Origin of the sequence: Flavobacterium sp. (assembly GCF_039595935.1) — a bacterium.
In the GTDB taxonomy this organism is placed as follows: domain Bacteria; phylum Bacteroidota; class Bacteroidia; order Flavobacteriales; family Flavobacteriaceae; genus Flavobacterium.
The window spans coordinates 935,282-949,693 of sequence record NZ_JBCNKR010000006.1 but is presented as its reverse complement, the minus strand read 5'-3'; the positions used below and the strand labels follow the sequence as shown (position 1 = coordinate 949,693).

At 32.8% G+C, this 14,412-nt stretch carries 13 protein-coding genes, 2 tRNA genes and 1 pseudogene; 4 read left to right on the top strand and 12 right to left on the bottom strand.

Annotation, left to right across the window (positions count from 1 at the left end):
- Positions 1–127: 127 nt before the first annotated feature.
- The 4 genes from ABDW27_RS13950 to ABDW27_RS13935 all read right to left on the bottom strand — a co-directional run bounded on the left by ABDW27_RS13950 (position 128) and on the right by ABDW27_RS13935 (position 3,210).
- Complete coding sequence (locus tag ABDW27_RS13950; protein WP_343696459.1) at positions 128–1,483, bottom strand: TolC family protein; 1,356 nt, start codon at positions 1,481–1,483, stop codon at positions 128–130.
- A gap of 287 nt (positions 1,484–1,770) precedes the next feature.
- A complete protein-coding gene (locus ABDW27_RS13945) occupies positions 1,771–2,595 on the bottom strand; it encodes an AraC family transcriptional regulator (RefSeq protein WP_343696458.1) in 825 nt (274 codons plus the stop codon).
- Positions 2,596–2,826: 231 nt separating this feature from the next.
- Positions 2,827–3,072 (bottom strand): GIY-YIG nuclease family protein, encoded by a 246-nt coding sequence (locus ABDW27_RS13940; RefSeq protein ID WP_343696457.1) that lies wholly within the window; start codon positions 3,070–3,072, stop codon positions 2,827–2,829.
- A gap of 64 nt (positions 3,073–3,136) precedes the next feature.
- Positions 3,137–3,210: transfer RNA gene (locus ABDW27_RS13935), tRNA-Asp, on the bottom strand.
- 226 nt (positions 3,211–3,436) lie between these two features.
- On the opposite strand from ABDW27_RS13935, the gene ABDW27_RS13930 reads away from it, so the two are divergent.
- Positions 3,437–3,592, top strand: a complete 156-nt coding sequence (locus ABDW27_RS13930) for a hypothetical protein (protein ID WP_343696456.1) — start codon at positions 3,437–3,439, stop codon at positions 3,590–3,592.
- A gap of 185 nt (positions 3,593–3,777) precedes the next feature.
- Here the strand turns inward: ABDW27_RS13930 and ABDW27_RS13925 are convergent.
- From ABDW27_RS13925 to ABDW27_RS13905, 5 genes and pseudogenes are all read right to left on the bottom strand, one after another.
- A tRNA-Asp gene (locus tag ABDW27_RS13925) sits at positions 3,778–3,851 on the bottom strand.
- An 86-nt stretch (positions 3,852–3,937) separates the two neighbouring features.
- Positions 3,938–4,864: a DUF58 domain-containing protein gene (locus ABDW27_RS13920; RefSeq protein WP_343696455.1), complete on the bottom strand. Its 927-nt coding sequence runs from the start codon at positions 4,862–4,864 to the stop codon at positions 3,938–3,940.
- Positions 4,861–7,434, bottom strand: a pseudogene (locus tag ABDW27_RS13915) (M1 family aminopeptidase). Before ABDW27_RS13915 ends, ABDW27_RS13920 begins: the two are co-directional and overlap by 4 nt.
- Positions 7,435–7,533: 99 nt before the next feature.
- On the bottom strand, positions 7,534–8,121 hold the full coding sequence (locus tag ABDW27_RS13910) for a hypothetical protein (protein ID WP_343696454.1): 588 nt from the start codon (positions 8,119–8,121) through the stop codon (positions 7,534–7,536).
- Between the two features lie 55 nt (positions 8,122–8,176).
- On the bottom strand, positions 8,177–8,698 hold the full coding sequence (locus tag ABDW27_RS13905; RefSeq protein WP_343696453.1) for a hypothetical protein: 522 nt from the start codon (positions 8,696–8,698) through the stop codon (positions 8,177–8,179).
- A gap of 203 nt (positions 8,699–8,901) precedes the next feature.
- Between ABDW27_RS13905 and ABDW27_RS13900 the strand changes: the two genes are divergently transcribed.
- The 3 genes from ABDW27_RS13900 to ABDW27_RS13890 are packed head-to-tail and all read left to right on the top strand — an operon-like array spanning position 8,902 to position 13,024.
- Complete coding sequence (locus ABDW27_RS13900) at positions 8,902–9,606, top strand: LytTR family DNA-binding domain-containing protein (protein ID WP_343696452.1); 705 nt, start codon at positions 8,902–8,904, stop codon at positions 9,604–9,606.
- Positions 9,607–11,685 (top strand): ATP-binding protein, encoded by a 2,079-nt coding sequence (locus tag ABDW27_RS13895; RefSeq protein WP_343696451.1) that lies wholly within the window; start codon positions 9,607–9,609, stop codon positions 11,683–11,685.
- 16 nt (positions 11,686–11,701) lie between these two features.
- Positions 11,702–13,024 carry an agmatine deiminase family protein gene (locus tag ABDW27_RS13890; RefSeq protein ID WP_343696450.1) on the top strand — a complete coding sequence of 441 codons (1,323 nt, stop codon included), beginning with the start codon at positions 11,702–11,704 and terminating at the stop codon, positions 13,022–13,024.
- Positions 13,025–13,297: 273 nt separating this feature from the next.
- Here the strand turns inward: ABDW27_RS13890 and ABDW27_RS13885 are convergent, their stop codons facing one another.
- From ABDW27_RS13885 to trxA, 3 genes are all read right to left on the bottom strand, one after another.
- Positions 13,298–13,489 carry a hypothetical protein gene (locus ABDW27_RS13885; protein ID WP_343696449.1) on the bottom strand — a complete coding sequence of 64 codons (192 nt, stop codon included), beginning with the start codon at positions 13,487–13,489 and terminating at the stop codon, positions 13,298–13,300.
- A gap of 70 nt (positions 13,490–13,559) precedes the next feature.
- A complete protein-coding gene (locus ABDW27_RS13880) occupies positions 13,560–13,751 on the bottom strand; it encodes a hypothetical protein (protein ID WP_343696448.1) in 192 nt (63 codons plus the stop codon).
- A 145-nt stretch (positions 13,752–13,896) separates the two neighbouring features.
- Positions 13,897–14,214 (bottom strand): thioredoxin, encoded by a 318-nt coding sequence (gene trxA, locus ABDW27_RS13875; protein WP_008466289.1) that lies wholly within the window; start codon positions 14,212–14,214, stop codon positions 13,897–13,899.
- Positions 14,215–14,412 lie beyond the last annotated feature (198 nt).

Here is a 14,412-nt window from a genome sequence, read left to right as displayed (position 1 = left end):
CGGATTAAAATCCGGCGCTACAAAATGAATCGTTCCTCCGGAACTGAAAATCTATATTCTTTATTCTATTCTCTTGATTCTAAAAAAGTCTTGTTTCTTGCCTCTTTCTTCTACCAAGTCTAAAATTCTAACTCTGCGGAAGCATCCCCGCCGTATGAAGCAACTCATAATGTTTTAAAACCGCATCCAAACGCGTAGAAATTTTGTTGTATTTCGCCTGAAGCAAAGCATTATCAGCATCAACCATTTCGGTAATTAAAACCAGCTGGTTTAAGTATTTAAGCTTTACGATTCGGTAATTTTCATTGGCCAAATCCAAAGCTTTATCAACGACAACAAACTTTTCAAGGATTTCCTGATATTGTGTATGCTCTTTGTACAGTTTGTCCTGAATTTCTTCTTTTACAATTTCATTCTGCATTTCCTGCCATTTGATTTTTGTGTTCGCCTGATCCATTTTCGTTTTATTTTTATATAAGGACGAAAGGTCAAAAGAGGCTTCAATTCCAACTTGCCCTAAAGTGTACAAGTATGGATTTGGCGGAAAGAATTTGTAATTCGGATAATAAAAACCATAATTACCAAAGAAGTGAACACTTGGTAGATAATTTCCTTTTACCAATTTTAGTTCCGTTTTACTGATATCTAATTCCTGACTTGCAATTCGCATTTCTTCGTTCTGCAAAACTTTAGTCATATAATAATCATACGGATCCAAACCGTTCATTTCGTCCAAATTTGAAGTTGTATCGATTGCAATTTCTTCGTTTTCCGGAATCTGAATTAAAGTTTTCAGATCGTGAAGCGCAATTTTTATGTTTTTGGAATTTGTAAGCGCGTTTAATTCACGATCCGAAAGCTGTAATTCGGCACGGATAACTTCGTTTTTCGTAACCGTTCCATGTTTTTGAAGTGACTGCACTTCTTTCAATCGGCTTTTTTCTTCTTTGATGTTTTCTTCAAAAATCTTCTGAAGTTCCATCATTTTATAAATCGCCAGATAGTTTGCCACCACTTCAAGCTCGATATCATTTTCGGCCTTTTCGCTTTTTATTTTAGCGATTTCTTTTTCCTGATTCGCAATCTTGATAGCATTATTAATCTTATTTCCAGCATAAATTGGCATTTTAAAAGTCGAATTTACCTCGTAGATTTCAGGAATTGCTTTTGTAACTTCTTTTCCGTTTAAAAAACCATTTCCTTTGAATTCGGTAATATTCGTAATTCTGGAATACATGCCATTTACTTGTACATCGGGCAGTCGAAGTTCTTTTCTTTCTTTAATATTTTGCTCTGCGAGCGTGACCTCCAAGTGAGATCTAAGGATTTTTTTGTTGTTTTCTTTGGCCAGTTTCAAAGCCTCTTTTAATGAAATTGTGTGGATTTCCTGCGCTTGTAAGCCATTGAATGCTAATACAATGATGATTAACAGCAGGATTCTAGGAAAACAATCGTCTGTAGAATTTGTTGTTTTAAGGAACATGATAATAATTTATGCTGCAAAGTTCCTTCATTTTTCTCGTGACTGATAATTCTAAAAAGTCAATAACGTATTCATTTCGGACAAATGTTAAAATTCTATTTTCCGAAAACGTTATATTAAAATACTGAAAAACAATTTATTACGAAAACGAGTTTTGGTTTGGGATGTTTCACGCAGATTTAAAAAGATTTAGGCAGATGAACGCAGATTTTATTATTTTATCGTTTGTGTCAAATAATTATCCGCAAAATCTGCTCAAATCTGCCGAATCTGCGTGAAAAAATAAATTACTTTGTTCTTTCTAAAATCTCTTCTCCGTTTAAGTAATCAGAAGGTCTTTGTCCTAAAATCCTGAAGAATGTATTGCTAAAAGTTGGAACACTATTATAACCCACTTCTTCGGCTACTTCTTTTACCGAAAGTTTTCTTTCTAATAAAAGTTCAATTGCTTTCAAAATTCTTCGAATGGTATAATATTGAATGAAAGACATTTTGAGATCTTTTTGAAACAAGCGATACAAAGAGCGTTCGCTGAAACCAAATTCATGAGCAACATCGGCAAACATAATTGTTTCTCCGAGATTGTTTTCAATGTAACGCAGAATTTTTCCAAGTCGTTTGTCTTTTGGCTGTGGTAATTCGAGAGGCAGATTATTGGTACAAATTTGCGGAAGAATCGCTTTTATCGCTTTTGCAATCGTAAAGTTTGGAGTTCCTTTTTCAAGATGTCCATTCCATCGATTGGTAAACATCATCATTTGGAGCAGTAAATTATTAACCGGATAAATGCCTTCGCTTTTGTAGAATTGATCTTCATCTTTTTCAACCGGAAAATACAAATTACGCATCATCACATGTTCCGATTTTGGCTCAATGCTGTGTTCTAGTCCAGCCGGAATCCAGATAAAATGTCTTGCAGGCAGAAAATAAGATTTTGTTTCAGTTGTCACAAAAACCACATCGCCTTCTGCATATAACATTTGTGCCTTTTCGTGTTTATGCCACGGAACAAATAATTCTCCCATTATATCATGGTGACAATAAATGCTTTTTTTATCGGCATCTACTTTCTCGATATAATATTTGTCTACTTTAAAAGTTCCTTGTTCCATAATATAAAGATAGGAAAGAAATAAATTCCAGATTCCATATAGTTTGTCATTTCGAGGCACGAGAAATAACTGGACGGATTAATAAAAGATTTGCGGTAAAACAAAAAAAAAGTCTTTCCGTTAAGAAAGGCTTTTAACAACTTGGTCTCGTTCTTGAAAACGAGAGGACTCGAACCCGTCTCGTCCTTAGACGAGATGACAGACATGTATCCTAACCAACTCATACCTTTCTTATTTATGATCTTGAATTAAAGCTTCTATTGACTTTCTATTTAACTTTTTCAATCTCAATTCTTCAATCAAAGCTTCTTTTTTAGTTTCAAATACTTTCGAATAAACCAAATCCCACGGTCCTTTATTTGAAGTATACCTACTTCTATTTTCATTATGATATAATAATCTTTGGGCAACATCTTCACTAAACCCTTTGTAATAAATATCAAAAGTTTTAGAATAAATTATGTAAACGTAAAACATCAATAAAAACTTAATGGTAAAAAAAAATGCCTATCATAATGATAGGCATTTTTAACAACTTAGGCGGTCTGGACGGGACTCGAACCCGCGACCCCATGCGTGACAGGCATGTATTCTAACCAACTGAACTACCAAACCCTGCGTTATTGCGAGTGCAAAAATACAACAGATCTTCGATTTCACAAGCTTTTTAACGAATAAAAATAAAGAAATTTTTAATTGGTTAAATTCCAATATTTTAAAAATTGATAAGAAATTTAAAAAAGAGGAAGTTTCTTTCTTTTTAACCGCAAGACACGCAAAGTTTGCAAAGGTTTTTAATCTTTGTCAAAGGTTTTTGAAACCACGGGCTATGTTTTAATATATGATAGAAAATCTTTGTGGAGTTACTTGCGAAGATTCTTCGTTCCTCAGAATGACAAATGGTTCGTTGAAATCAGAATTAAGCAAAAAAACAGCAAGCTTTATCAATTATAAGCTTTGCGAACTTTGCGGTAAAAAAATGGAATTTGGAATTTAAAGAATTGGAATTTGTCGAATGGCTATAAATCAAAAAAGCCATCCACAAAAGTGGAAAGCTTTTCATTGGTCTAACTACTAAACCAGCTGCGAGTTACAAAGTCGCAGCAAAACAACACAACTAATCTTAGATACCGTTTTTGGGCAAAAAAGCCTTTCTGTTAAGAAAGGCTTCTCCCAATATTGCGGTCTGGACGGGACTCGAACCCGCGACCCCATGCGTGACAGGCATGTATTCTAACCAACTGAACTACCAAACCTCTGCGTTATTGCGGTTGCAAAGATATAACAGAATTTCGTTTCTGCAAGCGTTTTTATAAAAAAAGTGAAATATTTTTTCAAATTATCACCCAAAGTTTTGTTTTTCAACCAAATATGTAGTCAATATTTTTTCAAAATTATCGCCAACATTTACCGGAACGTACTTAATTTGGTTCTTCGCGCAGGTTAAAGCCAGGTTTTTAAAATAAGCTGCTGCTCTTTTTTCATATTCGACTTTAACATTATCAGCAAAAATCGAAACTTCTTCTCCTGATTCTAAATCGATAAATTTTCTTGGTGCATTATCAAAATCAAACTTCAGTTCGGTTTCATTATCAACTACATGAAATAAAACTACTTTATGTTTATTGTGTTTTAAATGCTGCAATGCGTTAAAAAGCTTTTCATCATCTTCAGTCTGAAACATATCGGTAAACAGAATAATCATCGAACGGCGGTGCATTTTTTCTGCAATCTGATGAAGATAAGTAATAGTGTCAGTCGTTTTTTTAACTTTTGGCTGAACCAGCAATTCTTCCAGTTTATTCAAAAGCATTCTGTGGTGACGATCGCTTCCTTTTTCCGGAGCGTAATATTCATATTTGTCTGAGAAAACGCTTAAACCAACGGCATCGCGCTGTTTCTTTAAAATATTCATTAAAACCGCAGAAGCTAAAACCGCAAAACCAATCTTTTTTTCATAAAAAGGCTGATTTGATTTGAGTTCAGGATAATGCATCGACGACGAATTATCGACAATTAAATGGCAACGCAAATTGGTTTCTTCTTCAAAACGTTTCGTGTACAAACGGTCGGTTTTGGCAAATAATTTCCAATCGATATGTTTAGTGCTTTCGCCCGCGTTATAGACTTTATGCTCAGCAAATTCAGCCGAAAATCCATGAAACGGACTCTTGTGCATTCCGGATATAAAACCTTCTACAACCTGATTTGCCAGCATTTCGAGATGCTGAAAACTTGAAACTTTCTCTATTTCCGATTCGATTTTCATTCGGTTTCTTTTTTAATATTTTGTGCTTTGTAAAGCAAATCTGTGGCCTGAAATAATTTCCTTTTTAAAATAGGACTAAAATTAGAGTTTTCTTTTAAGAATCGCTGTACTTCATCAAAAGCAAATTTAGACGAATATTTCCCAACTGTATTATCAAGCCAGTCTTTCGGAAAGAAAATATCTCCGGTACGCTGGATTTCATCAACCAAATCTAATGAAAATCTAATATACTTTTGCGCACTTTCCTGACGAAGCGGATGATGAACATTTGCCAATCCAACCTCAACCCAAGATTCTTTTTCTCGGTTTTTTCTTCTTTTAAAGATTCCATAAAAGCATTTCGAACTGATTCATCTTTTGATAATGAAGGTAATAAAAACTCAAACCTTTTTTGTTTATCCGGATTTGTAATTGTTGTTCTTGTCTTTTCGAGAATTTCATCTGCTTTTTCATGTTTAAAAATAGTCAGATTCATCGCCATATTGGTAAAATCGTCTTCGTTTAATTTTAAATTCGGGATTACGATTTCTTTATTCCAGATTTGATATAATTTGGCTTTCGCCGAAGATGAATAACCAGTTGAACTGAACAAACCAAATAAAGTCTTTTTGATATTCGCAGATAAATTTGTCTGAAGACGAGAGTATAAAGTATAACTCAATAAAGTCTGGACTCTTTCTTGCTGTTTTTCAGTTAAAAATCTCCAATAAATCGTATTCAAATTATTCGATACAATTCGCAAAACCAATTCGTTTTCTTCAAATTGAATTCCTTTAAAAAAATAATTAAATGCTTCATCTGGAGAAACATTTCCAATGAGCATATTTTCGTAAAGATTACTATAAGCAGATGTTCTGGCTGTATCATCTTTTAAAGTAGAAATGTAATCTAAATTATTGCCGTCAAGCGGAAAAACACCGTATCCAAAACCATTGTAATTGTAAATAATCGTGTTTGGTTTTTCAAGTCCGGCGGCTTCTTTTAAAATACTGTTTTTGTCTTTGATGTTTACGTTTAAAACCTTCACATTATCATCATAAACCAAACCAATCTGAAAAACCTGAGGCCAGATATTATTGGATTTATCTTCGGCTTTCTGTTGAATTTCAAACTTTTTAATTTGACCTTTAGAATCGTATTCTATTTTGTCTGTAAAAATGGCTCTTCCTGATTTATTGACCCAAACGTCGCTCCATTTTTTCATATCAAGAGGCGTTTCGGCATCGAGAATTTCTACAAGATTATTCCAGTCGGCGTTGTCGTTGGCGTATTTTTTAATGTATTTTTCGATTCCTTTCTGGAAAGCTTCTTTTCCCATTGAAGCTTCGAGCTGACGCATCATTATTGGCGCTTTGTTGTAAATAATAGCTCCGTAAAGCGATCCGGCATCTTTTAAATTCGCCAAATGCTGTTTTATCGGATGTGTGCCCAAAGATCGATCTTCCGCGAAAGCGCTGCCATAATGTGCTGTAAAAAACTGCAGATTATGATTGACTTTTGGGAAAATTGGATTCATAATTTTATCGGCCATAAAATTGGCAAAAACTTCTTTCATCCAGACATCGTCAAACCATTTCATTGTTACCAAATCGCCAAACCACATGTGCGACGTTTCGTGCGCAATGAGTTTTGCACGGTTTAGCTTTTCACTGTCGGTTGCGCTGTTGTCCAGAAACAAAGTCGATTCTCTATATTGAATGGCGCCAACATGTTCCATTCCGCCGTATTGAAAAACCGGAATTGACTGCGAAATCCAGTTTTTGAAATGGAAATTTATAATTGGTATATTTTTCCAGAAAATCTAAAGATTGCTGATGAAGTTCAAAAATCGTATCGGTACTTGTTTTTATCTTTTCAGGATTATTTTCGCGATACAACATCGTCATCTCTAATCCTGGTTTTTGTGTAACACTTTTGAATTTTCCGGCAACGAAAGAAAACAAATACGTACTTATTTTATCTGATTCTCCAAAAGTGTAAGTTGTAAAATCTTCTTTTTCAACTTTTTCTTTTACATCGGCTCCAGCCAAAACTGACCAGTCTTTTGGTACAGAGAGACTTAATTTATACTTCGCCTTTATATCCGGCTGATCAAAACACGGAAATAAAGTACTCGCGCGATCCGGAACTAAAAGTGTATAGAGAAAATCATCGTTTCTATTTAAAGATAAATTGCCTGCGATGAAGGAAATTGAAATGGTATTTTTTCCTGAAATTAAATCAGAGGAAGCAATTACAATGTGTCCTTTTTCATGAACAATTTGAATACTTTTTTCGTTTACTTCAATTGATTTTATGTTCGAAGATTTCTCTTTAAAATCTAAAAGTAAAGGCTGACTCAAATCAGACAGATTCAAATTTATATTTAAATGAGAATTGATGTTTTCCTCTTTTTGATTTGGGATTTCAAAAGACAATTCATATTGAAGACCTGAAATTTGTTTTTTACGGAAGTGAGCTAATTCTTCTGAAACTCCATTTTCCAAAAATGCACTTTCTTTTTCTTTTGACTGAGAAAAGACATTCGGAATCAATATAATAAAACAAAGAAAAATGTGTAGGATTTTCATTTTTTTAAGAGATATGAGATTCGTTAAAAATAAAAAAAGGTTTGACGACTGCCAAACCTTTTAAAACAAACTCACTAATTAAACTATCCAAAAATAAAATTATTCAGTTTGTTGAAAATCAAAACTTAAATCTCCTGCATTATAATTTGCAGAAACATTGGTTGGGAAAGTTTGTGATGTTCCGCTGATCCATCTATATTCATTAAATGTAATATTTCCGGCAACAATTGGGTAAACAGCATTGGTTAGATCTGCTTTGTTCTTTTTATACCAATCATTAGAATTCATTGTAATCATGTATTTTTTGTCTTTTTCAAGAGCTAATACACTGATCTCTTTAGTAACCTGAACATCTGCTGTGGCAACATTTACAGTTTCTGAACGCAATACTGCTTTTGATGTATAGTCCCAAATCGTTACACGCACTGCAGAGTTTGTCGCAGGCAGTTTTAACGTAATGGCTTTAATATTTCCTTTTACAGTTGGCGTAAACGCTAATCCGAATTCGTAATCTCCAGAGTTTACAAAATTTGTAACTGTAGAAAATCCAGTTTGAGTATAATAAACCGCAAGCGGATTTTCTGTTTCAAATTTTGGAGAATTGTCTTTATCGTCATCATTACTGCTGCAAGAAACGGTTAGAATTGATGCTGATAAAATGGCAAAAAGTATTTTAAAATTTTTCATAAATATTTATTTTTTGATTCTTCTTATTTGGTTGAATTAATTTTATTTTAAATAATTACGGCTGAATGTTGAAACGTGCACAAACTTCTTCGTAGCTCATTTTAGAGTAATCTAATTTTGCAGCTTTTGATGTTGCAGCCTGAACTCCACCCGGAATCAAGACATAGCGCCAATTTAGAGCTGATGAAAGGTTTACTGTAGTTCCATCCGCAGCATGTTTAAATCTAAACAGCTTAATTTTTTGTAAGCTTGAGATTGCACTAATTGTATTTACTGATCCACCTGCTGTAGATGTATATGGAAGAGTATAAACATTTCCTGAAAAAGACATATAAACCAAAACTGTTCCTTTAGCCAGAATATCTGCTGAGAGTTCAGGCGCATTAATTGTTGTAGACAAACCTGAAGTTCCATCGATGGTTTCTGCGGCTGCAGCTGGAGCAGTTATCCAAGCACTGTAAATAACATTCGCGGTTCCTGGTTCTCCGTCAACACCGTCTTTTCCGTCATCGCTGCTGCATGAAATTGTAAAAATTGCTAGTAAAAAAATCGAAAAAAGGGTTTTAGAAAATTTCATAATAATTTTAGTTTTAAATTGGTCAAATGATTCTTATTTAATTCAATAACATTATTTTTGTAGAAATCCTAAAGCTGTCAGGGATAGTTATTTTCAGCCCATGAATTAATTACAAGGCAAATGTGCGCCAATAAAATCTGGGCAAAAACAGCCAATAGACAAACAACATTTTAAATAGACAGACGACATAAAATATAGTTTGAATGATGAAAAAATACTCTTGTATTATTGTTGATGACGACGAAATTGACAGACTTACTGTATTGTCTTTTGCTAAAAAATTCCCGATTCTGGATATTTTAGGTGTTTTTGATTCTGCTGAAGATGCGCTGCTGTTTATCGAAGAAAAAAAAGTAGATATTTTATTTCTGGATATTGACATGCCGGATTTAAACGGTATTGAATTCAGAAAACAAGCTCTGGAAATTCCGGTTTGTGTTTTTATTACGGCGCATCCAGAACATGCCGTTGAAAGTTTTCAGATTGAAACGCTAGATTTTATTGTAAAACCTTTAAAACTAGATCGTTTCACCCAAACCGTAAACCGAATTGAAGAGTTTATGGAAATCAAACTCAAAGCTTCACTTTTTGAAGCGAGCATTGGCGGAGATACTATTTATATAAAAGAAGGCCACGACCAGACTAAAGTTAAACTTCACGAAATTTTATATCTCGAAGCCTTAAAAGATTATACTTTAATTATTACCGATAAAAAAAGACATTGCGTTTTGTCGAGTATTGGAAATCTTTTGAAAGAAGATCATTTTCAATCGTTTATCAGAATTCACAGAAGTTATGCGGTTCAGAAACAGTTTATTCAGAAGATGAACTCGACGGAAATCATTTTAAATAATAATGTAACCATTCCGGTTGGAAGGAGTTACAAAGAAAACTTAAACCTGATTTAGATGAAGAAAGTCTGTTTTTTGTTTTTACTCTTATTTAGCATTTCTGTTTTTGCGCAACAGGAGCCTAATTTGGCAAGACTTAAAACAAGAAACGAAAAACTTAAAGCCTGGCTTAAATATACCAACGAAATTTTAGAGTTAGAAGATTATCCAAAACTTATAATTGCTTCGCAAAAGGGTATTGAATTATCTAAAGACCATCCAGCTTACACAAGTCGATTTTATCTTTATATAGGAACTGCTTATGAATTCAGTAATAACCAATATAAAAAAGCATTATTTAATTATGAAGAGTCCTTAAAATATGCCCAAAAAGCTCATCATCTGAAAAATGAAACTTCTGCATTAATGCGACTCAACTATATTTATTATTCCGTTCAGGATACTATAAAAGGTAAATCTTTAGCAAAATATATAAAACAAGTTTTAGATACTACAAAAAGTAATTATACAAAAGCAGTTTTGAACGGCAGTCTGGCGGAATATTATATGAACAATTATAAATATGAGACTTTCATTGGCTATCAATTAAAAGCAATAGGATATAAAAAACTGCTTAAAAAGACCAAAACAAATGAAGAGAACATCGGAATATCGTATCTTCAAATTGGAAGTACCTATACACGAATGAAACAATATAATAAAGCAATTGAATACCTAAATGAAGCAAAACCCTATGTAAAAAACTCTCCTTACGTAAGTGCTTTTTTATGTAATTATTATTTGCAGAGTTTTGGTCCTTTAAAGGAAATAGACAGTATTCAAAAGTACTATAAACTCATTTACACTTATCCTAGCGTTAAAGATTCTCTCTTTCTTAATCTAAGTTTTGCCAACAGAAGCATGTCTGACTACTACGTAAATTTAGGCAAAATAAATACCGCATATGATTATGCTAAAAAAGCCGTTGCATTGGGAAAAAAATCAAATGATGAAGACATACTTATGGAAGCCAACACCACAATGGGAAGGGTTTTATATGAAAAAGGGGACTACAAGAATGCCATAGAAACATTAAAAAAAGCTTCCACAAATGCTTTAAGTTATGATAAAGAATCGTTTGTAAGCATTAATAAAAAACTATCTCAAAGTTATGCTGCATTAGGACTTTGGAAAGATGCATTTCATTATAACGAAATCTATAGCAAATATAATGATGAAGTGATGCACGAATCTGCAAAACAAAATATTGCCAATGCCGAAGCACGTTATCAGAATAAAACCAAACAGCAGAAAATCAAAAATCTTTCTACTGAAAACACAATCAAAAACATTCAGATTGAAGAAGCTAAAAAACAGCGTATTTATTTAATTTCAGGATTAGCCTTGGTTGGGATTATCGGATTATTATTGTTTAGGCAAAATCAAAACAGAAAAAAAACCAATCAAAAGTTACAGCTTTTAAATCAGGAACTGGATGAAGCGAATAAAATCAAGGCTAGATTTTTCAGCATTTTGAATCATGATTTAAGAAGTCCTATTTCTAATTTGATTCACTTTTTACATCTTCAAAAAGAAAATCCTGAATTGATCGATGAAGAAACTGCAGCCAGAATGCAGACGAAAATCATTTCGGGAGCAGAGAATTTATTATCTTCTATGGAAGATATTCTGCTTTGGAGTAAAGGCCAAATGGAAAACTTCAAACCTCATTTTAAAGAAATTTCCGTTGAAGTTATATTTGAGGATACGCAAAAACATTTTTCAGGAATTGAAAACATCGAAATTTCATTTGAAAATCCAGAAAATCTCCTTTTAAATACAGATGAAAATTATCTAAAAACCATCATCCGAAATTTAACCGGAAATGCTATAAAAGCACTCGAAAAAATAGAAAATCCAAAAATAATCTGGAAAGCGTGGCAGGAAAACAATCAAACCTTTCTTTCCATAACTGATAACGGCTCCGGGGGAAATCAGGAGAAATTCAAAGCGCTTTACGACGATTCTGAAGTTATCGGAATCAAATCGGGGTTAGGACTGCATTTAATTCGGGATTTGGGAAACGCTATTAATTGTAAAATAGAAGTTTGTTCAAAACCAGATTTGGGAACAACTTTTACTATTATATCTCTATAAACATTGATAATTAAATATGAAAAAATACAGCATTATTCTCTTATTAGTAATTTTTGCCTGCAAATCAGATAACAAAAGTAAATTAGATAATACTTTTTATATGCCGGCTGAATGGGAAGAACATGATGCTGTTTGGTTAGGATGGAGCAATGCTATAGAATTTGGATATTATCCTTCTACACCATTAATAATAAAAACTTTAGCTCCTAATGTCCCTGTAAAAATTGCTTTTAATAGCGATCGAACGAAAAAAAAGGCAATGAAATATTTACAATCAAAAGGTGTTGATACAAGATTGTATAAATCTTATGTAATCCCGGGAGAAAGGTATTGGATTCGAGATCATGGAGCAACTTTCTTGGTAAATAAAAATGGAGAATTAGGCGCAGCTGATTTTGAATGGGATGGTATGGGTCTACCGCTTAGCTTGAAATTAAGATATCAAAACAATATTGACAGTATAAACAAGTATAATTTAAAGAATAAAAAAAGACTCCTTAAAACATCTTCTGTTGATAGTCAGATGGCAATTCTGGAAAATGCGCAAATTATAAAATCTAAAATCGTTCACGAAGGCGGAGCTATTGAAGTAAATGGGAAAGGTACATTAATTGTATGCGAAGCAACCGTTCTTCCTAGAAATCCTAATTTTAAAAAAAACGAAATCGAAGCGGAATTTAAAAAAACATTAGGGGTTTCAAATATTATTTGGTTAAAAAAAGGATTAGCCGAAGATCCTTTTGATTTAAGAATTATAGCAAAAAAATATACTGGACAGGGTACTGGTGGGCATACTGATGAATTTGTTCGTTTTACCAACCCAAACACAATTCTATTATCGTGGATTTCTGAAAAAGAAAAAGATAAAAATACTATAACTAAAATAAATTATGTTAGAATGCATGAGAATTATAACATTCTAAAGAATGCAAGAGACCAAGATGGAAAACCATTTAATATTATTAAAATTCCACAACCTGATATTATTACAAAAGAAATAATTGTTAAAAATAAAATTAGTTCTATTGATAAAAAAAAGGTAGACTCAGAAAAATTTGATGTAAATGACTTTTTCTCTTTTGAGAAACCCAAAGCAGGCGATATTCTATTAAAAACAGCTACTGCCAGTTATCTAAATTATTTAGTTACCAACAAATTGGTTCTTTTACCAACTTATGTAAAAATGGGATCTTCCAAAGAAAAAGAAAGAACGGTTGAAGGAATTTTTAAGAAGCAGTTTCCAGGAAGAAAAATCATTTTTATAGATGTTATTTCTCAAAATTGGGATGGAGGTGGTCTTCATTGTATTACTCAGCAGCAACCAAAAAAGCAAATGTAATTTAAGCAGGAATAATGTGAGCCATAATCCTGCTTAAATAAAATTTTTATGACACCCCACGCTTTACCCTTGGTTCCAATAAATCCGGATCAATATCAGCGTTTATATTTTTTATTTCTTCTGATTTTTCAATAGTTGTTTTTTTGGCAGATGATGAAGGTTGAGAATCTTCATTTTCTGTACACGATAATGCTAAGAAAAATAATGCTGAAAAAGCAATAGATTTTATAATGATTTCATAGTTTTTTAGTTGTTAAATTTTTAATCAAGAAGTTATTTACGTTTCGGATGAATCATATCATCATCTTCTACTTTATCATTAGAAGTATTTAACGTTTGAGCTTCTTCTACTTGTTTGACATTAGGCATTTTAGATTCTGATTGTTTAGAATCCTCATTTTCAGTACATGATAATGCTAAAGAAAATAGCGAACATACAGCAATTGATTTTAAAATGTTTTTCATGATTTACTAGTTATCAAATTAATAAAAGGAATTCTGTTTTTAACTACCTTTATGAGATCTCTCATCCCTATTAAGGAGTCTTACGTTTAGGATGCGCTTCGTCATCTTCTTCTGCAGAAGCATTTAGGGTTTTAGTTTCTTCTAATTTTTTTACAGTAGTTGTTTTAGAAGTTGGGGCTTGTTGAGAATCCTCATTTTCAGTACATGACAATGCTATAAAAAACAACGAACAAATAGCAAGCGATTTTAAAATAATTTTCATAGTTTAATGTTTAGGTTAATTTGGATAAACATACAAATTATTTGCAAATCTATGACAAGCAATCTAACATTTTGAAAGTCATTAATTTCCAATAAAAAAGACCTGAAAAAATCAGGCCTTTTTTATATAAATCATAATCTTACGATTACAACAAAGCGTCTAAGCTGTCAGCGTAGGCTTGTTTCGGAGCAACTCCTACTTGTTTTCCTACTACTTCACCATTTTGAAACACCAAAACGGTTGGTATGTTACGCACACCATATTTAGCAGCAAATTCCTGGTTAGCATCTACATCTACTTTACCAACCACAACTTTACCTGCATATTCTTCACTTAATTGGTCAATGATTGGACCAACCATTCTACAAGGACCGCACCATGCTGCCCAAAAATCTACCATTACTGGTTTATCTGATTTTAAAACTACTTCGTCAAAAGTAGCATCTGTTATTGCTAATGCCATAATTATTTTTCTTTAAAGTTATTCTCAGCTCATATCTCGGGGAGACTTTTTAAATACTTTCAGAACTGAGGTACAAAGTTAGAAATTAAAAACAAATCATACACCATTCCCAAATTAGTTTTGATTATAAATGCATCGTCAATTATTATACTATTTCCATGTGCTTTATTTACAAGCTCTAATCATGCTGTAAAAGAA